This is a genomic window from Streptomyces sp. WMMC1477 (assembly GCF_027460245.1).
Classification (GTDB): Bacteria; Actinomycetota; Actinomycetes; order Streptomycetales; family Streptomycetaceae; genus Streptomyces.
In genome coordinates this window covers 3,552,380-3,572,609 of record NZ_JAPZBD010000003.1, presented here as the reverse complement: position 1 = coordinate 3,572,609, position 20,230 = coordinate 3,552,380, and the positions used below count along the sequence as shown (strand labels likewise).

Below are 20,230 nucleotides of genomic sequence, written 5' to 3'. Positions count from 1 at the left end.
GGGACCTCGGGGCGGGCGACCGCCCGGACCGGCCGATCGGACAGGCTCTAGGATGGCCCGCCACTGACTGTGACGCCGAGCGGGGGAACAGATGTTCCAGACGAGGACCAAACGGGCGCGCCGAAGGGCCGCCGCGGTCGCCGCCGCGACGGCGCTGGCCCTGACCGCGCTGGCCGGGTGCAGCGACGACGGCGACGCGGCGGGGGACGACACCGCACCGTCCGCGTCCACCACCCCGTCGAAGCGGCCCTCGGAGACCGCCGGGAACCCCCCGCCCCTCCCGGAGGCGCTGACCGGGCAGAAGCTGTCCTGGGAGGAGTGCGGTTCCCCGGCGCCGGGCCGTCCGGAGCTCGCCGACCGGTGGGAGTGCGCCGACATGAAGGCGCCGCTGGACTACGACAAGCCCGACGGCGAGACCCTCGACATCGCCCTCATCCGCACCAGGGCCACCGAGGACGACCGACGCGTCGGCTCCCTGCTGTTCAACTTCGGCGGCCCCGGCGGCTCCGGAGTGGCCACGCTGCCGAACACGGAGCGCACGTTCTCCACCCTCAACACGTTCTACGACCTGGTGAGCTTCGACCCGCGCGGCGTCGGGCGCAGCTCGAAGGTGCGGTGCCAGAGCGACGCGGAGATCGAGGAGTCGCTCAGCCTCGACCTCACCCCGGACACCGCCGCCGAGGAGAAGGAGTTCCTCGACGACGCCAAGGCCCTCAGCGCCGACTGCGAACGGAAGGCCGGCAAGGTACTGCCGCACGTGGGCACGAGCGACGCCGCGCGCGACATGGACCTCATGCGGCACCTCCTGGGCGACGAGAAGCTGCACTACCTCGGCTTCTCCTACGGCACCTCGCTGGGTGGCACCTACGCCCACCTGTTCCCCGGGAACGTCGGCCGGATGGTGCTGGACGCCGCCGTGGACCCGACGGCCGGGTCCGTCACCCACGCGAAGAACCAGGCCCTCGGCTTCCAGCGGGCGCTGGAGAACTACCTCCGCAGCACCGGCGAGGACCCCGCGAAGGGCACGAAACGCATCACCGCACTGCTGGAGCGGATCGACGAGGACCCGCTGCCCACCTCCAGCGGGCGCGAGCTGACCGAGGGGCAGGCCCTGTACGGCCTGGTCACCCCGCTGTACAGCAAGTCCAGCTGGCCGGCGCTGGAGGAGGCGCTCGAAGAGGCGGAGAACGGCCGGGGAGACCGGTTGCTGGCCTTGTCCGACAGCTACCACGGGCGGGACGCCGAGGGCCGTTTCGAGGCCAGCTCACACGCCCAGCGTGCCGTCTCCTGCGCCGACGACAGCAGCAGGCCGACCATGGCCGACGCCAAGGCCGTCCTGCCGGAGTTCGAGAAGGTCTCCCCCGTCTTCGGGCCCTTCCTGGCCTGGGACACGGCCGGCTGGTGCGCGGACTGGCCGGTTCCGGGTGAGCGCGAGGACCCGGAGGCCAGCGCGGAGGGCGCCGCGCCCATCGTCGTCGTGGGAACCACCGGCGACCCGGCCACGCCGTTCGAGGGGGCCGAGCGCATGGCGAAGGAACTGGGCGAGGACGTCGGCGTCCTGGTCACCTTCGACGGTGAGGGGCACGGCGCCTACTTCGCCAGCGACTGCGTCCAGGACACCGTCAACGCGTACCTGGCCCGCGGCGAGGTCCCGCGGAACGGCCTGACCTGCGAGCCCTGACCGGACGGACGCGCGCGGGACGGCCGGGCCGCATCCCCATATGCGGCCCGGCCGTCGGCAGCCCCCCGTCAGACGGGGCCTACAGGCGCTGCCAGAGGGCGGGGACGTTCGGGGGCTCCCAGCCGGTCTGGGAGCGGTGGCCCTGGAGGCAGCGGTAGGTGGCCGAGCCGTACGTCACCTGGTCGCCGGCCGCGTAGTCCGTGCCGGCCGCCCAGGTGCCGCCCGGGTCGCCGGGGTCACCGGGGTCGCCCGGGTCACCGGGGTCGGTGGTCGTCTTGAGGGTGAGGCCGTAGGCCTGGAGGATCTCGTTGACCGGCTGGTGGTAGGTCGTCCCGCCGGTGCGGCAGTCCCCGGAGCCGCCGGAGGTGACGCCCTGTGCCTGGGTGCCGGAGATGTACGAGCCGCCGGAGTCTCCGGGCTCGGCGCACACGCTCGTGCGGGTGACGCCGGAGATCGTGCCCTCGGGGTACGTCACGCTCGTGTTGTGCTGCTGGATCGTGCCGCAGTGCCAGCCGGTCGTCGAGCCGGAGCGGCAGATGGAGGCGCCGACGGGGGCCTGGGTGGAGCCGGTGACCTGGATGTTCTGGCCGCCGGAGCCCTTGACGTACGGTGTGGCCGTCCAGCTGGAGTTGACGGCGACCCAGGCGTAGTCGTTGCCGGGGAACGAGGAGCCCTGGAAGGAGCCCTGGGCCACCTGGTTGTAGCCGGAGGTGCTGGTGCCGGGCCGGCCGCAGTGGCCCGCGGTGGCGAAGCCGTGCTGCGTGCCCCGCGTCACCGGGAAGCCGACGGAGCAACGGCCGCTGCCGCCCATGTAGTAGGCGTCGCCGCCGCGCAGGTCGTAGAGCGGGCGAGGCTGTTCGTCGGAGGCGACGACGCGCACGAGGCCGGCGTCGGCGCCGCTGGCGGCGACGAACGCGCGGGCCTGTCCGGGCCGCGGGGAGTGGACGACGACGGAGTTCGTGGTGACGTCGACGTACCAGACGCGGGCGGCCTGCGGGTCCTTTGGGGCGGCGGCCCGGTCCAACGCGGTCTTGGCGGCGTCGAGTTCGGCCAGCGTGTGCGGGACGACCGTGGCCCGTGCGCCCGTTGCGGCGATCTTCCCGGCCTCGTCGGCGTCGCTGGTGGCGACGGTGAGCCGGACGTCGTCCCCGCCGTCCTCGCTGACCCACGCGCCGGCGAAGTCGGGGCCGAGCGCGGTGCGCAGGGCGGTGGCGTCCGCCGTGGCCCGGCTTTCGGCGGCGAGGCGCTGCTCGGCCTGAGCGGGCGTGAGCCCGAGATCGCGCTGGAGCGCCTTGAGCAGCCCGGGTGCGGGGGCGGGCGCGGCCGTGGCTTCGAGCGGCACGGGATCGGCCGCGGCGACGCCCGGCTGCCCGGCCAGGACAAGGACGCCGGCCGTGAACACGGCCGCACAGGCGCCCTTGAGCGTTCTGTGGAACATGACACTCTCCTCGGTTTCTGGGGGGTGCCGAAACCGTAGGCGTGCACACGTCAAGAAATGGAGAGGTCAGTTCGCCCCCTCCCCCGCGTTATGGATGAACGGCCGAGCCCGTGGCGCGGATCGTCGCCTCGGCGTGGGCGGCGCGGGCGTGGCGGAGCACCGCGTCGGCGGCGCCCGCCTCCTGGGCGTCCGGATGCCAGCCCAGGAGATGCCGCCAGCGCAGCGGCGTTCCCTCCAGCGGCCGGGTGACGATCCCGGGCGTCGGCGGGAAGGTGGCCCGGCACAGCCCGACGGCGCGGCCGACCTGCACCAGGTGCACGCACGAGGCCGTGTCCGTCTCGTACACGGAGGCCGGGGTGAAGCCCGCGCGAGCGCACGCGGCGGCGAAGCACTCGGCGAAACAGCCGTCACCGGGCACGTCCACCCAGGCGGCGTGGGCGAGGTCCGCGAGCGCCACCTGCTCGCGCGCCGCGAGGGGGTGGTCGTGGACCAGCATGACGAACACGGGGTCGACGCCCACCTCCCGCCACACGAGCCGCTCGGTGGCGGGCGGCTGGCTCTCCCCGCAGGTGCCGATGAGCGCGAAGTCCAGCCGCCCCCGGCCGACGTCGTCCGCGATCTCCCGCTCCGACCACGAGGTCTGCGTCGTGACCGGCACCCCCGGGTGGGCCGAGGCCAGCCGGTCCACCAGGCAGCCCAGCAGCGGCCCGTGCGTGCCGCCGAGCCGGTACCCCACGCCTGAGCACCCGCCGCGGGCGAACCGCACCGCCTCGTCCTGCAGTTCGTTGACGGCCGGCAGGACGACCCGGGTGCGGTGCAGGACCAGCTCGCCCAGCGCCGTCGGCCGCACGCCCTGCCGCGAACGCTCGAACAGCCGCCCGCCGAGCATCCGCTCGACGCGCTTGAGCTGTGCGCTCAGGGCCGGCTGGGCCACTCCCAACGCGGAGGCGGCCTTCGTCAGGCTGCCCGCTTCGGCGATGGCGTGGATCGTCCTCAGATGGCGCAGCTCCAGCTCCATGACGGGAGTTTGGTCCAGACCAAGCGGTACGGCAAGGGTCGGTGACGCCGCCACGTGGCGCCGGACGCGAGCGTCCCGCCGCCGATATCCGCTTGCGCACCGTCGCCACCCGGGCCACCGTCGTCTGGCACCCGACGAAGGCGGAGAAGATGACGACGCTGTCCCACCCTGTCGACCACGAGCTCATCCAGGCGGCGGCCGACGTGGCCCGCACGTGCTGCCGGGGCGACAACCACACCGTGGCGGCAGCGGCCCGTGCCCGGGACGGGCGGATCATCACGGCGGTGAACGCCTACCACTTCACGGGCGGCCCCTGCGCGGAGCTGGTCGTCATCGGCGCGGCGGCCGGGCAGGGCGTCCACGAGCTGGACACGATGGTCGCCGTGGGCGACCGCGACCGCGGCGTCATCCCGCCGTGCGGCCGCTGCCGCCAGGTCCTCCTCGACTACTTCCCCGCCCTCCGGGTCATCGTCGGCACGGGCGACGGCCTGCGGGCGGCCCCCGTCACCGAGCTGCTGCCCGCCACCTACGTCTGGGCCGACCACCAGCTCGACGCGGAGTAGGCCGCGTCCCGCCCGGGCCGGGCGCGCGGCGCGTGATCACGGCGGCCACGGGGGCCGCCGGACGGGTTCGAACAGGTCCACGCATACTTGAACCATGAAGCTCTCCCGCCCGGTGTCCTGGTTCCTGCTGGCGTTCGGGGCGTGGTCGTGGCTGGTGTGGACCACGTTCGTGCGCAACCTGTGGAAGGACGGCAGCGGGCTGGCCTTCGACGACGCGGGCGACCCGACGGGGTACTTCTGGGTGCACCTCACTCTGGCCGTGGTGTCCTTCGGGCTCGGCACGGTCATCGGGGTGCTCGGCTGGCGGGGGCTGCGGGCGCTGCGCCGCGGGACACCGGGCCGGGACGCGGCCGGGGAATAGCGGAGAACAAGGGGCGGGAAGAGCATCACATGATCATCGTGTTCCTCGTGCTGGTCGTCGGCGTGCTGGCGGCCGTGCACTACTACCTGTGGCGCCGGCTGGTGCGCGACGTGTCCCGGCCGGGCAGCGGCTACCGGCGGGCGGGGACGGCGCTGGCCGTGCTGCTCCCGCTGCTGGCCGTGAGCGCGCAGGCGGCGGGGCGGGCCGGAGCTCCTCTCGGGGTGCAGCAGGCACTCGCCTGGCCGGGCTTCCTGTGGTTCGCGGTCCTCGTCTACCTGCTGCTGACGCTCCTCGCCCTGGAGCCGGTACGCCCGCTGGCCCGGCGGCTGCTCGCCCGGCGTACGGCGCGGCATATGCGGCCCGTCGCCGTCCCCGAACCCCGGCGCGAGCCGGTAAGCGTGTCGGGCGGCCCGGCGGGCGGCGGCGCGGACGCGGCGGACGGCGGCGGACGGCTCCTGCCGGACGCCCCGGAACCGCGGACGGCCGGGGACGGCGACACGGGCCCCCGCGAGGCGACGCCCGGCGAGGCGGGCCGGGACGAGGCGGCGCGGACGACACAGGACGGCGCGGACGATCCGTCGCGGCGGCTGTTCGTGGCCCGGGCCGCCGCCGTCACGGCCGGGCTGGTGGCCACGGGCACGGTCGGCTACGGCGCGCACAGCGTGCTGGCCGTCGGGCCGCGGCTCAAGCGGGTGCGGGTGCCGCTGGCCAGGTTGCCGCGCGCGGCCCACGGCTACCGGATCGCCGTGGTGAGCGACATCCACATCGGGCCCGTCCTCGGGCGGGCCCACACCCGGCGCATCGTGGACCTGATCAACGGCGCGGACGTGGACGCCGTCGCCGTCGTGGGTGATCTGGTGGACGGCTCCGTCGCCCATCTGGGGGACGCCGCCGAACCGCTGGCCCGCCTGCGCTCGCGCGACGGGGCCTACTTCGTCACAGGCAACCACGAGTACTTCTCCGGCGCCGAGCAGTGGGTGGACCACGTCCGCGAGCTGGGCCTGCGTCCCCTGGAGAACGCCCGTGTGGAGCTGCCGGGGTTCGACCTGGCCGGCGTCAACGACGTCGCGGGCGAGCGGTACGGCGACGGCCCCGACTTCGCGGCGGCGCTGGGCGACCGCGACCCCGCCCGGGCCTCGGTGCTGCTCGCACACCAGCCGGTGGTGATCCACGACGCCGTCGAGCACGGGGTCGACCTCCAGCTCTCCGGGCACACCCACGGCGGGCAGATGTGGCCGGGCAACCTCCTGGCCGACCTCGCCAACCCGACGGTGGCCGGTCTGGAGCGCTACGGCGACACCCAGCTCTACGTCACGCGGGGCGCCGGGGCCTGGGGGCCGCCGGTGCGTGTGGGGGCCGAGCCGGACATCACCGTCGTCGAGCTGGCGAGCCGACAGACCTGACGCCTCCTCAACCACATCCGCACCCCCTGAACCTCACCCGAACGAGTGGGGCCGGCGCACGTCACCCAAGTGCTGCCCCTGGGCTAACAGGGTGCCGCCACACGCTGTACGTTCCCCTCGTGGACTGGATTCTTCATACCGCTCGGCGCGTCACCCGGCGCTCCACCGCACGCTCCGCGGCGACCGCAGCCGTTCTGCTCCCGGCCCTCCTCACGGGCACCTCCGCGGTGGCCGCCGAGGAGGAGCCGAGACCGCCCAAGCGCATGTCCACCGTGGGCGGGGAACGGCTCGGACTCCCCGGTACCCAGGTCGAGCCGAAGCCCGGCGCGAAGGCACCGGCGCTGCCGAAGAAGCTGACCGCCCGCGCCTGGATCGTGGCCGACGCCGAGACCGGTGACGTCCTGGCCGCGCACAACGCGCACTGGCCGCTGGCCCCCGCGTCGACGCTCAAGATGCTGTTCGCCGACACGCTCATAGGCAAGCCGGGCTTCGAGGCCGCGACGAGCTACACCGTGCGGCCGGAGGACCTGGCGGAACTGGGCGCGGGGTCGAGCGCGGTCGGGGTGAAGGAGGACCACGCGTACACCGTCCACGACCTGTGGAACGGCGTCTTCCTGGCCTCGGGCAACGACGCCGTGCACACGCTGGCCGCGATGAACGGCGGGCTGGAGAAGACGGTGCGCGAGATGAACGAGCGCGCCGCGGAGCTGGGGGCGAAGGACACCCACGTCGTCAGCCCGGACGGCTACGACGCCGACGGCCAGACCTCCTCCGCCTACGACCTGACGCTGATCGCCCGCTCCGGCATGCAGAAGCCGGACTTCCGGGCCTACGCGGCGACCACGACGGCCAAGTTCCCCGGTGCCTTCGAGGACGAGGGCGAGAAGAAGGACGGCGAGAAGAGGGAGGACCAGGACGACGACGGCGGGAACGGCGAGGACGGCGAGCAGAGCGGCACGGCCGACCGGCCCAAGCGGACCTACTACCAGATCCAGACCACCAACCGGCTGCTGCGCGGGGCCGGTTCGCTGGAACCGTACGAGGGCCTGGCCGGGGTGAAGAACGGCTACACCACCAACGCGGGTTACACCTTCACCGGCGTCGCCGAGCGGGGCGACCGGACGCTGCTGGTGACCGTCATGCACCCCGACCACCGGAAGGAGGGCCGCAACCGCGTCTACGAGGAGACGGCGCTGCTCTTCGACTGGGGCTTCGACGCGGCGGACGCGGTGGAGCCGGTCGGTGAGCTGGTGCCGCCGCTCAGCGCGCGGCAGCCTGCGGCGGACGGCCTGGAACCGGCCGGTCACGGCGAGCCGACGGATCCGGCGACGGCCGGGGACGGGTCGGCGGCCGGGCACTCCTCCGCCTCGGGGCTGGGCACCGCTCTCGGCCTGGTGGGCGCGACGGGCAGCGTCCTCGCCGTCACGGTGTGGCTCGTCCACCGCCGCTGGCCGACTCAGGGTGCCGGGCAGGGCCCCCGGCTGTAGGCCGCCGGGGCCCGGCCGGGCGCGTCAGTGCTGGGGACGGTTGAACCACTCTCCGGCCGGACGGAGCGAGAGGAAGATCACGGTCAGCAGCGCCGTGACCACCCACAGCAGGCTGAGGAGGATCCCGCCCGGCGCCCCCGTCTGGGCGAGCGAGCCGAGCAGGCTGAACCCGGCGAGGATCAGGTTCAGGGAGGCCGTGATGATGCCCATCACCCGGACACCGGTGCGGCCCTTGCCGAACATCGACGCGGAAACGATGTGCAGGGCGGCCAGCGCGGCTCCGACCAGCAGGATGACGACGCCGACGACGACCACGTCGGAGTCGGCCACGCCGAAGTCCGCGTCGTCCTCGATGTCGGAGGCGGCGAGCATCATGATCAGGCCGAACACCATGGTGAGGGCCCAGAGGCCGCCGGCGACGAAGAGCAGCACGCGGGCCGTGACGACCAGGCCGGGCATGGACATGCGCATCGGCATCATGCCGCCGGGGCCGCCGGGGTACTGCGGGTAGCCGGGACCGCCGGGACCCGTCGGGCCGGGCTGCGGGGGCGGCGGGTAGCCGTACGGGGGCGGCTGTCCGTAGGGGTTGTGCTGACTCGGGTCGCTCACGGCGGTCTTCCTCCGACGGGTTCGGACGGTCTGCGGTGCGCGGTGAACGGACGCCGGGCAGGCCGCGAGTCCGGTTCCGAGTGGCGAGACGGGGCCTCCCCTTGCTCTGTGCCGACCCCCGCAGCCGCCCCTCGTCGGCTCACAGCACGCCGCACATCATCTTGTGCTCTCGTATGAGGTGTCCAGCGCGGTGCCCACCACGGTGCCCGACCGTGACGAAGCTCTTATCCGGCGGGGCCGGATTGGAGCCCGGGGCCCGGCATCCGGGAGGATGGGGGCATGAGCGCGCAGATTCTCGACGGCAAGGCCACCGCGGCCGCCATCAAGTCCGAAATCGCCACCCGGGTCGAGGCCCTGGCAGCCAGGGGCGTCCGTCCCGGGCTCGGCACCGTGCTGGTGGGCGACGACCCGGCCAGCCACAAGTACGTGGCGGGCAAGCACCGCGACTGCGCCGAGGTGGGCATCGCCTCCATCCAGCGCGAGCTGCCGGCGACGGCCACGCAGGAGGAGATCGAGGCCGTCGTCCGCGAGCTGAACGAGGACCCGGAGTGCACCGGCTACATCGTGCAGCTCCCGCTGCCGAAGGGCATCGACACCAACCGGGTGCTGGAGCTGATGGACCCGGACAAGGACGCCGACGGGCTGCACCCCGTCAACCTCGGCCGGCTCGTCCTGGGCGTTCCGGCCCCGCTGCCGTGCACACCGAACGGGATCATCGAGCTGCTGCGCCGCCACGAGGTCGAGATCAAGGGCGCGGAGGTCGTCGTCGTCGGCCGGGGCATCACGGTGGGCCGCTCGCTGCCGCTGCTGCTGACGCGCCGCTCCGAGAACGCCACCGTGACCCAGTGCCACACCGGCACCCGGGACCTGGCCGCGCACCTGCGCAACGCGGACATCGTGGTGGCCGCCGCCGGTGTGCCGCACCTGATCAAGCCCGAGGACGTCCGCCCCGGCGCCGCGGTCCTGGACGTCGGGGTCAGCCGCGACGAGAACGGCAGGATCGCCGGTGACGTCCACCCCGGCGTGGCGGAGACGGCCGGATGGCTCTCCCCGAACCCGGGCGGCGTCGGCCCGATGACGCGCGCGATGCTGCTGGCCAACGTCGTGGACGCCGCCGAGCGGCTCGCGGGCTGAGCCATGGGAGCGGACCCCACGAACCCCGCCGCCCCGCACCGCGGCTCCCGGCGCTTCCCGGTGTTCACCCGCGACACCGCCCGCCCCGAGGGCGGCGGCCGGGCGGCACCGGGGGGCGCGCCCGCGCCCTACCGGCAGTGGCCGCTGCTGGCGGTGCTGGCGGGAACGGTGGCCGGGCTGCTGATCGTGCTCGCGGAGATGCGGGCCGGGCTCCTCGTCATCGGCGGCTCACTGCTGGCCGGAAGCCTGCTGCGCTGGCTGATGCCGAACGTGGGCATGCTGGCGGTCCGCTCCCGCTTCACCGACGTGGCCACCTACGGGCTGCTCGGCGGGCTCATCACCGTCCTGGCCCTCATGGCGCAGCCGCAGCCCTGGCTGGAACTTCCGTTCCTGGAGGACCTGATCCGCTACCTCGTCCGGTAGCCGGCCCGCCGGACGGGAACCGCCGCCGGCCTCCCGCGCGTGGAACCGGTGCGGGCGTACCGGTCCGAATCCGACGGGTGGCACACTGTTCAGATGTTCGTGCCCCGGCCGGGTGGCCAACGGGGCGACGCACGCGGTTCGACAACAGCACGTCCGGGGACGAGGGAGGGTTATCGGCATGCCGCGCTGGAAGCCGCTACCGGAGGAACTGGACCCGGAGATTCGCGACTTCGCCGAGCAGATGCGCCGACTCGTGGACCGCAGCGGGCTGAGCCTCTCCTCCCTGGCGGACAGGACCGGGTACAGCAAGACGTCCTGGGAGCGCTACCTCGGCGGCCGGCTGCTGCCCCCGCAGGGCGCGATCTCGGCCCTGGCCGAGGTCACGGACACCGACGTGCGGCACCTCGCCACGCTGTGGGAGCTGGCCGAACGGGCCTGGAGCCGGGCCGAGATGCGGCACGACATGACGATGGAGGCCATCCGCATAGCCCAGGCGCGAGAGGCCCTGGAGGCCGCCGAGGCCAAGGCCGCGGACTCCAAGGCAGCCGGCTCCAAGGCAGCGGCGGCGGGCCGCAAGCGGCCGAAGAACGCCGCCGCCCGGCCGACGCCCGCCGAGCCCCCGCCGCCTGGCACGGTGCCCTTCGGCGCGGCCCGGCCGGAGGCCCCGGGCGGCTTCCCGGCGCGGGAGCCGCGTTCCGCCGCGCCCCGGCCCGCCGCCTCGGCGTCCGGACCGCCTCCCGCCCCGTGGGCCGGGCAGCCCGCGACCGCCGCCACGCGCCCGGTGCCCCGGGAGGCGAGCCGCCCGTCGGGGGGCCGCAGGGCGGCGATGCTGCTCGTGGGCGGGCTGTGTGCCCTGGGTGTGGTGGCCGGCGGCTTCTTCTTCCTGGGCCTGCCCGGCGGCGGGGACGAGGCCGCCGCCGAGCCCACGCCGCCGCCCAGCCCGACGGCGCCCGCCCTGCCCGAGGGCGTCAAGTGCACGGGCGCGGACTGCTCCGGCGAGGACCCCGAACTGATGGGCTGCGGCGGGCAGTACGCGGCGACGACGTCCGACGCGATGATCGGCACCGCCTACGTCGAGGTGCGCTACAGCGAGGTCTGCGAGGCCGCCTGGGCGCGGATCGGCGCGGCCCGGCCCGGGGACACCGTCACCATCACGACGGACGGCGGCGACGAGGCGGCGGAGGATCTCGGCGACAGCACCGAGGGCTACACCATGATGGTCGCCGCCGGGGACCCGGAGTCGGTGCAGATCTGCGTGGAGCGCGCGGGCGCGGTGCAGGGCTGCACCCTCCGCTGAGACCCTCCGCTGAGCGGGGCCGCACACGCCCCCGAGCGGGCCGGGGCCGCACGCTCGGCTCGGCGGGAGACGGCGTGCATAGGACGCCGCGGACTGGGCACAAGACCGTCACCCCCCACAGGCGCCCACCGCGCCCCGGGCAGCCGCCCCGCGTCCCCCTCCCGCCGGGGCGGCTGCCCACCGTGTGTCGCCACCGGCGGGCGCGATAGCCTGACGCAGGGTCTCTTGATGTAGAGAGACTTCCCTGGTCCAGAGGTCCAGGCGCCATCGTCAGGTTCAACGGAGACCGCCATGACCCGCAACGCCGTCAATGTCACCGTCACCGGAGCCGCCGGCCAGATCGGCTACGCGCTGCTCTTCCGTATCGCCTCCGGCCACCTGCTGGGTCCGGACGTCCCGGTCAAACTGCGCCTCCTGGAGATCACCCCCGCACTCGGCGCGGCCGAGGGCACGGCCATGGAGCTGGACGACTGCGCGTTCCCGCTGCTCCAGGGCATCGACATCACCGACGACCCGAACGTCGCCTTCGACGGCGCGAACGTCGGACTGCTCGTCGGCGCCCGCCCGCGCACCAAGGGCATGGAGCGCGGTGACCTGCTGGAGGCCAACGGCGGCATCTTCAAGCCGCAGGGCAAGGCCATCAACGACCACGCCGCGGACGACGTCAAGGTCCTCGTCGTCGGCAACCCGGCCAACACCAACGCCCTCATCGCCCAGGCCGCCGCCCCGGACGTGCCGGCCGAGCGGTTCACCGCGATGACCCGCCTCGACCACAACCGCGCGCTGAGCCAGCTCGCCAAGAAGACCGGTGCCCCGGTCTCCGAGATCCGCAGGCTCACGATCTGGGGCAACCACTCGGCCACGCAGTACCCGGACATCTTCCACGCGGAGGTCGCGGGCAAGAACGCCGCCGAGACGGTGAACGACGAGAAGTGGCTGGCGGAGGAGTTCATTCCGACCGTCGCCAAGCGCGGTGCGGCCATCATCGAGGCCCGCGGCGCCTCCTCGGCCGCCTCCGCCGCGAACGCCGCCATCGACCACGTCCACACCTGGGTCAACGGCACCGCCGAGGGTGACTGGACGTCCATGGGCATCCCGTCGGACGGCTCCTACGGCGTGCCGGAGGGCCTCATCTCCTCCTTCCCCGTCACCTGCGCGAACGGCGAGTACCAGATCGTCCAGGGCCTGGACGTCAACGAGTTCTCGCGCACCCGCATCGACGCCTCGGTCAAGGAGCTGGCGGAGGAGCGGGACGCCGTCCGCGGCCTCGGCCTGATCTGAGCCCGCCCGCCTGATCCCGCACGGCGCGCCGGCCCACCACGCGGAACGGCCCCCCGCCTCCCGGAACTCCGGGACGGCGAGGGGCCGTCGCGCTTCTGACGCGCCCCGAGGGACGCTTCAGGCGGCAGACCGGCGTGGGTCAGCCCATCTGCTGCAGCTTGGCCATGTCGAGGGACTCCTCCTCCGAGGGCACCTCGTCCGCGACGGGCTTGTCCCACTCGGAGAAGGTGACCTTCGACTGGGTGCCGCTCTCGTCGCCGATCGACTGCACCGGGTAGGCGGTGCCCTCGGCGGCGACGTGCAGCGTGGTCTTCTCGTCGTCCTTGGTGCTCTCGACGGTCACCACGCTCTGGCCCTCGACCTCACCCTCCTTCGGGTCGGACCACTTGGCGTCCTCGTCGTCGGAGCCGATGTCCTCCTGTATGGCCTTCAGGTCGCAGGTGCCGGCCATGCCGGACATCATCGGGTCCTCAGTGGTACCCGAGAGGTACTTGCCCTTGACGAGTTCCCAGGTGGCCGCGCCGTCCGGGCCACCCGCCTGCGTCTCCCAGAACTTCTGGTCCGGCTTCATCCAGACCTTCTCGCCCTGCTTGACGAGCTCGACCTTGCCCTGTTCGCCCTGGTCGATGACCCCGGCGCAGTTGCCCTCGTTGTCCATGGCCAGGTCGATGGAGAAAGCGCCCTCCTCCGAGGTGTCCATCTTCATCCGGACGGACTTGGCGTCCTTGAGCGCCTTGCCCGCCTCGTCGACGACCTCCTTGCCGGACTTCTCGGCCAGGCCGTTGCCTCGCTGCCACAGGCGCTCAGGCCGGTGACGGCGAGCAGGACGGCGGCCGCCGCGAGAGCGGACTTCTTGTGCTGGTTGCGCACGTGCAGGAACCTTCCCCGAAGTTGCAGTTGTGCCATGCGACAACCTAGCCGGTGGGTATGACAGCGGAATACCCGCGTGCCGAGGGCCGCCGCGTGAGGAAACCCACTTGTCACACATCGACTGGCATGAGATCGCAGGTTCGGGGCAGGGGTGTCCGGTGCCAGTGCGTCTGGCGTAGTACAAAACGGGCAGGAAGCAAGGAAATGCATCGAGAAGACGTGCCGGGAATGGCAACGATCCACGTGGACGGCGTGTGGCGCGCCGCCACGCAGGGCGCCACCCGGGAAATCGTCGACCCGGCCGACGCCAGTGTGCTCGCCGTGGTCGCCGAAGGGACGGCCGACGACGCCGACGAGGCCGTCCGGGCCGCTCGCCGCGCCTTCGACAGCGGCCCGTGGCCCACCACACCGGTCGCCGAGCGGGCCGGCCTCCTGCGGCGCACCGCGGACCTGCTCCAGCGGGACCGCGAGGAGATCGCCCGCATCGAGTCCCAGGACACCGGCAAGACGCTGGAGGAGGGCCGCGTCGACGTCGACGACGTGACGGCCGCCTTCCGGTACTTCGCCGACCTCGTCATGAACGAGTCCGGCGGGCGCGTGGTCGACGCGGGTAGCGCGGACGTGCACAGCGTCGTCGTGCACGAGCCCGTCGGTGTCTGCGCCATGATCACGCCCTGGAACTACCCCCTGCTCCAGGCGAGCTGGAAGATCGCCCCGGCGCTCGCCGCGGGCAACACCTTCGTCATCAAGCCCAGCGAGCTGACCCCGCTGTCGACCGGGCACCTCATGCGGCTGCTCGTCGAGGCCGGGCTGCCGGCCGGGGTGGGCAACGTCGTCACCGGCGCCGGCGTCCCCGTGGGCGCCCGGCTGGCCGAGCACCCGGACGTGGACCTGGTCTCCTTCACCGGCGGCCTGGCCAGCGGCGTCAAGGTCGCCCAGGCCGCGGCGCCGAGCGTGAAGAAGGTCGCGCTGGAGCTGGGCGGCAAGAACCCCAACGTCGTCTTCGCCGACGCCTGCGCCACCGAGGAGGGCTTCGACACCGCCGTCGACCAGGCGCTCAACGCCGCCTTCATCCACAGCGGCCAGGTCTGCTCCGCCGGGGCCCGCCTCATCGTCGAGGAGTCGGTCCGCAACCGCTTCGTCGCCGAACTGGCCCGCCGCGCCGAGCGGATACGCCTGGGCCGCGGCACCGAGAAGGGCGTCGAGTGCGGGGCGCTCGTCTCCCGGCAGCAGCTGGAGAAGACCGAGGCCTACGTCGCGGCCGCGCTCTCCGACGGCGCCACGCTGCGCTGCGGCGGCGCGCGCCCCGAGCCGAGCGACGTCCTGCCCGAGGGCGGCTACTTCTACCTGCCCACCGTGCTCGACCACTGCCACGGCGAGATGAGCGTCGTCCGAGAGGAGACCTTCGGCCCGATCCTGACCGTGGAGACGTTCCACACCGAGGACGAGGCCGTCGCGCTGGCCAACGACACCGAGTACGGCCTCGCCGGTGCCGTCTTCTCCGCCGACACGGCCCGGGCCCGCCGGGTCGCGGCAAGGCTGCGGCACGGCACGGTGTGGATCAACGACTACCACCCGTACCTGCCGCAGGCCGAGTGGGGCGGCTTCGGCAAGTCCGGCGTGGGCCGCGAGCTGGGCCCGGCCGGGCTGGCGGAGTACCGCGAGACGAAGCACGTGTACGAGAACCTGCGTCCCGCGCCCGTCCGCTGGTTCGGTGGCTGACGCCGCCGCCCCCGGGCCCTCACCGGCCGACGGGGGCGGCCGCACCACCGTGCGGCCCGCCCCCTCTCCCCGTCTCAGCATCCCTGCTGAGCATCACCACAAGGAGCACGACACCGCCATGAGCAGCCACGACCCCGCCCCCGGGCCCGTCTACGACTACGTGATCGTGGGCGGCGGAACGGCCGGTTCGGTCATCGCCTCCCGGCTCACGGAGGACCCGGACGTCAGCGTGGCCGTCATCGAGGGCGGACCGTCCGACGTCGACCGGCCGGAGGTGCTCACCCTGCGGCGCTGGCTCGGCCTGCTCGGCGGCGAGCTCGACTACGACTACCCCACGACCGTGCAGCCGCGCGGCAACAGCCACATCCGGCACAGCCGGGCGAAGGTGCTGGGCGGCTGCTCCTCGCACAACACCCTCATCTCCTTCAAGCCGCTGCCCTCCGACTGGGACGAGTGGGAGCGTGCCGGGGCCACCGGCTGGAACGCGGCGGAGATGGACCCGTACTTCGGGAAGCTGCGCAACAACATCGTCCCGGTGCACGAGAAGGACCGGAACGCCATCGCCCGCGACTGGGTCGAGGCCGCCGTGACCGCGACCGGCGTGCCGCGCGTCGAGGGCTTCAACAAGGCCCCCTTCCACGAGGGCGCCGGGTTCTTCGACCTCGCCTACCACCCGGAGGACAACAAGCGTTCCTCCGCCTCCGTCGCCTACCTCCACCCGCACCTGGCGGCGGGCGACCGGCCGAAGCTCGAACTGCTCCTGGAGACCTGGGCGTACCGGCTGGAGCTGGACGGCGAGCGCGCCACCGGCGTGCACGTGCGGGCCAAGGACGGCACCGAGACGCTGCTGCGGGCGCGCCGCGAGGTCGTCGTCTGCGCGGGCGCCGTGGACACGCCGCGGCTGCTGCTGCACTCGGGCATCGGCCCCGCCGCCGACCTGGACGCGCTGGGCATCCCCGTCGTGCACGACCTGCCGGGCGTGGGCGAGAACCTGCTGGACCACCCCGAGTCGGTGATCGTCTGGGAGACCGACGGCCCGATACCGGACAACTCCGCGATGGACTCCGACGCCGGCCTGTTCGTGCGCCGCGACCCGGCGGCCGAGGGCCCGGACCTGATGTTCCACTTCTACCAGATCCCCTTCACCGACAACCCCGAGCGCATCGGCTACGAACGGCCCGAGCACGGCGTGTCGATGACACCGAACATCCCCAAGCCGCGCAGTCGCGGACGGCTGTACCTCACCAGTGCCGACCCCGAGGTCAAGCCCGCGCTGGACTTCCGGTACTTCACCGACGAGGACGACCACGACGGCCGCACCCTCGTCGACGGCATCAAGATCGCCCGGGAAATCGCGAAGACCGAGCCCTTCGCGAAGTGGCTGAGCCGCGAGGTCGCCCCCGGCCCCGAGGTCACCTCCGACGAGGAACTCAGCGCGTACGCGAGGCAGGTCGCGCACACCGTGTACCACCCGGCGGGCACCTGCCGGATGGGCGCCGCCGACGACGCCCTCGCCGTCGTCGACCCGCTGCTGCGGGTGCGCGGCCTCAGCGGGCTGCGGATCGCGGACGCCTCCGTCTTCCCCACCATCCCCGCCGTCAACCCCATGCTCGGCGTCCTCATGGTCGGCGAAAAGGCCGCCGACCTGCTCAAGGCCGAGAAGGAATCCGTCCAGACGTCCCCCACGACACCGGAAGGTGTTGCCTGATGACCATCATCGACAACGGTCAGGATGCGGCCACCGAACCGGTGTTCGCCGTCCGCAACCTCTGGAAAGTCTTCGGCCGCAAGGCTGCCGCGGTGCCCGGCGACGAGAGCCTCCGCGAGCTCGGCGCCGCCGAGCTGACCCGGGCCACCGGCTGCACCGCCGCCGTCCGGGACGTCTCCTTCGACGTCCACCCCGGCGAGGTCTTCGTCGTCATGGGCCTGTCCGGCTCCGGCAAGTCCACGCTGGTGCGCTGCCTGACCCGGCTCATCGAGCCCACCAGCGGCTCGCTGCGGATCGACGGCGAGGACGTCCTCGCCATGGACAAGGCCCGGCTGCGCGAACTGCGCCGCCACCGCGCCGCCATGGTCTTCCAGCACTTCGGCCTGCTGCCGCACCGCACCGTGCTCGACAACATCGCCTACGGCCTGGAGATCCAGGGCATGGGCAAGGCCGAACGGCGTGAGCAGGCCAACAAGATGCTGGAGAAGGTCGGCCTCACCGGGCTCGGCGACCGCCGCCCCGGCCAGCTCTCCGGCGGCCAGCAGCAGCGCGTCGGCCTCGCCCGCGCCCTGGCCACCGACCCCGAGGTACTGCTCTTCGACGAGCCGTTCAGCGCGCTGGACCCGCTGATCCGCCGCGACATGCAGGAGGAGGTCATCCGCCTGCACCGCGAGGAGGGCCGCACCATGGTCTTCATCACCCACGACCTCTCCGAGGCCCTGCGCCTGGGTGACCGCATCGCCCTGATGCGCGACGGCCAGGTCGTCCAGCTCGGCACCCCGGAGGAGATCGTCGCCACCCCCCGCCGACGACTACGTGCGCGACTTCGTCCGCGACGTGCCCCGCGAGCAGGTCATCACCCTGCGCCGGGCCATGCGTCCGGCCGAGGGCGACGAGGCCACCACCGGCCCCGCCATGCCCTGCACGGCCCGCGTCATCGACGCCATCGAGCCCATCGCCCGCGACGGCGGCCACATCCGCGTGACGGACAACGGCGACACCCTCGGCGTCGTCTGCCACACCCGGCTGCTCTCCGTCATCGCCGGACTGGACTCCGGACCGGACGGCCGGGCCACCGAGAAGGCGGCCGCCATATGAGCGCACCCACCCTGGAGAAGAGAGACGAGCGGCCCGCGGAGCCGCCCACCGACACCCCCGGCACCTCCGAAGACGCCCCCGCGCAGGTGAGCGTGGCCGCGTGGCTCGCCGCCCGCCCGACGGTGCTGCTCGTCACCCTCGCGTCCCTCCTCGTCCTCGTCAGCGCGTTCGTCACCGGCTCCGGCGCCTGGCCCTCCGACCTGACGGTGGACGTTCGGACGCCGCTGGAAGACCTCAACACCTGGCTCGTCGAGAACCGCGACTCCCACTGGCTCTTCCTGTACTTCCTGCTGCACATCAGCAACAACGCGGAACTGGCCGTCGATTCCCTCACCGAGCTCTTCGAGAGCCTCGGCTGGGTGGGTGTGACGGTGCTCGGCACCGTCATCGCCTGGTACGCGGGCGGCGCCGGACTGCGCCGCCGCGCGCTCCAGACCGCCGGCACCGCGCTCGGCGTGTTCGTCGTCTGCGGCGTCCTGGGCATGTGGGAACCCACCATGGAGACCCTCGCCCTCATGACGGTCGCCGTGGCCGTCGCCGCCCTGCTCGGGCTGCTGCTGGGCATCGCCGCCGGGCTCTCCGACCGCTGCGACCGCGCCCTGCGGCCCGTCTTCGACCTCATGCAGGTCATGCCCGCCTTCGCCTACCTGCTGCCGTTCGTACTGCTGTTCGGCATCGGCGTGCCCTCGGCGCTCGTCGCCACCGTCATCTACGCCGCCCCGCCCATGGCCCGGCTCACCTCGCTCGGCCTGCGCGGCGCCAACCCCGCCGCCCTGGAGGCCTCCGCCTCCCTCGGCGCCAGCCCCTGGCAGCGGCTGTGGACGGCCCGGCTGCCGCTGGCCCGCAAGGAGATGCTGCTCGGCCTCAACCAGACGATCATGATGTGCCTGTCCATGGTCGTCCTCGCCTCCGTGGTCGGCTCCGGCGGCCTGGGCGACGTCATCTACCGCGCTCTGGGCAAGGTCAACGTCGGCCAGGCGCTGACGGCGGGCATCGCCATCGTGCTCCTCGCCGTCCTGCTCGACCGCACCACCGCCGCCGCGGGCGCCAACCTGGAGGAGTCCACCACCCGCACTCCCCCGGCGCCGAGCGCCCGCGAGCCGCTCCAGGACGCCGACGGCCGCCGGGCCCGCATGCGCTTCCCCTTCACCGTCCGCCCCGGCCGCCTCGCCGCCCTGCGCGGCTGGCCGGCCTGGCTGGGCCTGGGCGCCCTGACCGCCGTCCTGTCCGCCGTCGGCCCGAGCCTCTCCGAGGACGAGTGGCCGCGCGACTGGACGTTCCGGATCACCCCCTACGTCAACGACGCCACCGAGTGGATCGAGGAGAGCCTCGGCTCCGGCGTGCCCCTCTTCGGCGGCACCCTGACCTGGGCGGAAGGCGTCACCAACTGGGTGCTCAACCCCCTGCGCGACGGCCTCAACGCCACCCCCTGGTGGGCGCTGCTCCTCCTCGTCGCCGCCCTCGGCTGGGCGGTGGGCCGCTGGCGCGCAGCCCTCACGGCCACCTCCGCCCTGGGCCTGATCGGCGTCCTCGGCCTGTGGACGAAGTCCCTGGACACCCTGTCCCAGGTGCTGCTGGCCGTCGTCCTCACCCTGCTGCTGGGCTTCGCCCTCGGCATCCTGACGGCCCGGGTGCCCGTCGTCGAGCGGTGGCTGCGCCCGCTGCTGGACACCATGCAGACCATGCCGCAGTTCGTGTACCTGATCCCGGTCATCGCCCTGTTCGGCGTCGGCCGCGTCGCCGGGATCGCGGCCGCGGTCGTCTTCGTCCTGCCGGCCGTCATCCGGATCACCGCCCAGGGCATCCGGCAGGTCGACCCGGCGGCCGTCGAGGCCGCCCGCTCGATGGGCGCGACCAGCAAGCAGCAGCTCCTCCAGGTGCAGCTGCCCCTGGCGCGGCGGGCCCTGCTCGTCGCCGTCAACCAGGGCGTCGTGCTGGTGCTGTCCATGGTCGTCATCGCCGGCATGGTCGGCGGCGGCGCCCTCGGCATCGACGTCATCACCGGCCTCGCCAAGGGCGACCTCGCCCTCGGCCTCCCGGCCGGCGCGGCCATCGTCTGCCTCGGCGTCATGCTCGACCGGCTCAGCCAGCCCGCCCGCACGGAAGGGCGCTGACGTCCTTCCCCCTGCAAGCCCCG

General features: G+C 73.3%; 16 protein-coding genes and 1 pseudogene. 13 read left to right on the top strand and 4 right to left on the bottom strand.

The features are described 5' to 3' along the window. Positions 1-91 precede the first annotated feature (91 nt). Positions 92-1,681, top strand: a complete 1,590-nt coding sequence (locus O7609_RS16040) for an alpha/beta hydrolase (RefSeq protein WP_269743763.1) — start codon at positions 92-94, stop codon at positions 1,679-1,681. A gap of 79 nt (positions 1,682-1,760) precedes the next feature. Here O7609_RS16040 and O7609_RS16035 read toward each other — a convergent pair whose 3' ends face one another. Then, on the bottom strand, positions 1,761-3,119 hold the full coding sequence (locus tag O7609_RS16035) for an alpha-lytic protease prodomain-containing protein (protein ID WP_269743762.1): 1,359 nt from the start codon (positions 3,117-3,119) through the stop codon (positions 1,761-1,763). Between the two features lie 88 nt (positions 3,120-3,207). Then, a complete protein-coding gene (locus tag O7609_RS16030; protein ID WP_269736290.1) occupies positions 3,208-4,137 on the bottom strand; it encodes a LysR family transcriptional regulator in 930 nt (309 codons plus the stop codon). Positions 4,138-4,286: 149 nt separating this feature from the next. On the opposite strand from O7609_RS16030, the gene O7609_RS16025 reads away from it, so the two are divergent. The 4 genes from O7609_RS16025 to O7609_RS16010 all read left to right on the top strand — a co-directional run bounded on the left by O7609_RS16025 (position 4,287) and on the right by O7609_RS16010 (position 7,951). Further along, the gene (locus O7609_RS16025) at positions 4,287-4,700 is read left to right on the top strand and encodes a cytidine deaminase (protein WP_269744365.1); all 414 of its coding nucleotides are present in this window, start codon (positions 4,287-4,289) and stop codon (positions 4,698-4,700) included. A gap of 94 nt (positions 4,701-4,794) precedes the next feature. Beyond that, positions 4,795-5,061, top strand: coding sequence for an SCO4848 family membrane protein (locus tag O7609_RS16020; RefSeq protein WP_269743761.1), 267 nt, complete (start codon positions 4,795-4,797; stop codon positions 5,059-5,061). Positions 5,062-5,090: 29 nt separating this feature from the next. Beyond that, positions 5,091-6,464, top strand: a complete 1,374-nt coding sequence (locus tag O7609_RS16015) for a metallophosphoesterase (RefSeq protein WP_269743760.1) — start codon at positions 5,091-5,093, stop codon at positions 6,462-6,464. 119 nt (positions 6,465-6,583) lie between these two features. After that, positions 6,584-7,951, top strand: coding sequence for a D-alanyl-D-alanine carboxypeptidase family protein (locus tag O7609_RS16010; RefSeq protein ID WP_443072136.1), 1,368 nt, complete (start codon positions 6,584-6,586; stop codon positions 7,949-7,951). A 24-nt stretch (positions 7,952-7,975) separates the two neighbouring features. Here O7609_RS16010 and O7609_RS16005 read toward each other — a convergent pair whose 3' ends face one another. Beyond that, on the bottom strand, positions 7,976-8,560 hold the full coding sequence (locus O7609_RS16005) for a hypothetical protein (RefSeq protein WP_269736293.1): 585 nt from the start codon (positions 8,558-8,560) through the stop codon (positions 7,976-7,978). A 279-nt stretch (positions 8,561-8,839) separates the two neighbouring features. Here O7609_RS16005 and O7609_RS16000 point away from each other — a divergent pair, with 279 nt between their 5' ends. The 4 genes from O7609_RS16000 (at position 8,840) to O7609_RS15985 (ending at position 12,695) form a co-directional block, all read left to right on the top strand. After that, on the top strand, positions 8,840-9,694 hold the full coding sequence (locus O7609_RS16000; protein WP_269736294.1) for a bifunctional methylenetetrahydrofolate dehydrogenase/methenyltetrahydrofolate cyclohydrolase: 855 nt from the start codon (positions 8,840-8,842) through the stop codon (positions 9,692-9,694). A gap of 3 nt (positions 9,695-9,697) precedes the next feature. Further along, a complete protein-coding gene (locus tag O7609_RS15995) occupies positions 9,698-10,117 on the top strand; it encodes a DUF3017 domain-containing protein (RefSeq protein ID WP_269736295.1) in 420 nt (139 codons plus the stop codon). Positions 10,118-10,295: 178 nt separating this feature from the next. Beyond that, on the top strand, positions 10,296-11,414 hold the full coding sequence (locus tag O7609_RS15990) for a helix-turn-helix domain-containing protein (RefSeq protein ID WP_269743759.1): 1,119 nt from the start codon (positions 10,296-10,298) through the stop codon (positions 11,412-11,414). 291 nt (positions 11,415-11,705) lie between these two features. Further along, positions 11,706-12,695, top strand: coding sequence for a malate dehydrogenase (locus tag O7609_RS15985; RefSeq protein ID WP_269736297.1), 990 nt, complete (start codon positions 11,706-11,708; stop codon positions 12,693-12,695). 139 nt (positions 12,696-12,834) lie between these two features. Here O7609_RS15985 and O7609_RS15980 read toward each other — a convergent pair whose 3' ends face one another. After that, a complete protein-coding gene (locus tag O7609_RS15980; protein ID WP_269743758.1) occupies positions 12,835-13,608 on the bottom strand; it encodes a hypothetical protein in 774 nt (257 codons plus the stop codon). A 185-nt stretch (positions 13,609-13,793) separates the two neighbouring features. Here O7609_RS15980 and O7609_RS15975 point away from each other — a divergent pair, with 185 nt between their 5' ends. From O7609_RS15975 to O7609_RS15960, 4 genes and pseudogenes are all read left to right on the top strand, one after another. Further along, positions 13,794-15,287 carry an aldehyde dehydrogenase family protein gene (locus tag O7609_RS15975; RefSeq protein ID WP_443072135.1) on the top strand — a complete coding sequence of 498 codons (1,494 nt, stop codon included), beginning with the start codon at positions 13,794-13,796 and terminating at the stop codon, positions 15,285-15,287. A gap of 118 nt (positions 15,288-15,405) precedes the next feature. Continuing rightward, the gene (locus O7609_RS15970; RefSeq protein ID WP_269736300.1) at positions 15,406-16,995 is read left to right on the top strand and encodes a GMC family oxidoreductase; all 1,590 of its coding nucleotides are present in this window, start codon (positions 15,406-15,408) and stop codon (positions 16,993-16,995) included. Next, positions 16,995-18,093, top strand: a pseudogene (locus tag O7609_RS15965) (quaternary amine ABC transporter ATP-binding protein). Before O7609_RS15970 ends, O7609_RS15965 begins: the two are co-directional and overlap by 1 nt. Further along, positions 18,090-20,207: an ABC transporter permease gene (locus O7609_RS15960; RefSeq protein WP_269736302.1), complete on the top strand. Its 2,118-nt coding sequence runs from the start codon at positions 18,090-18,092 to the stop codon at positions 20,205-20,207. The pseudogene O7609_RS15965 and the gene O7609_RS15960 overlap by 4 nt, the downstream one beginning before the upstream one ends. Positions 20,208-20,230: the final 23 nt, after the last annotated feature.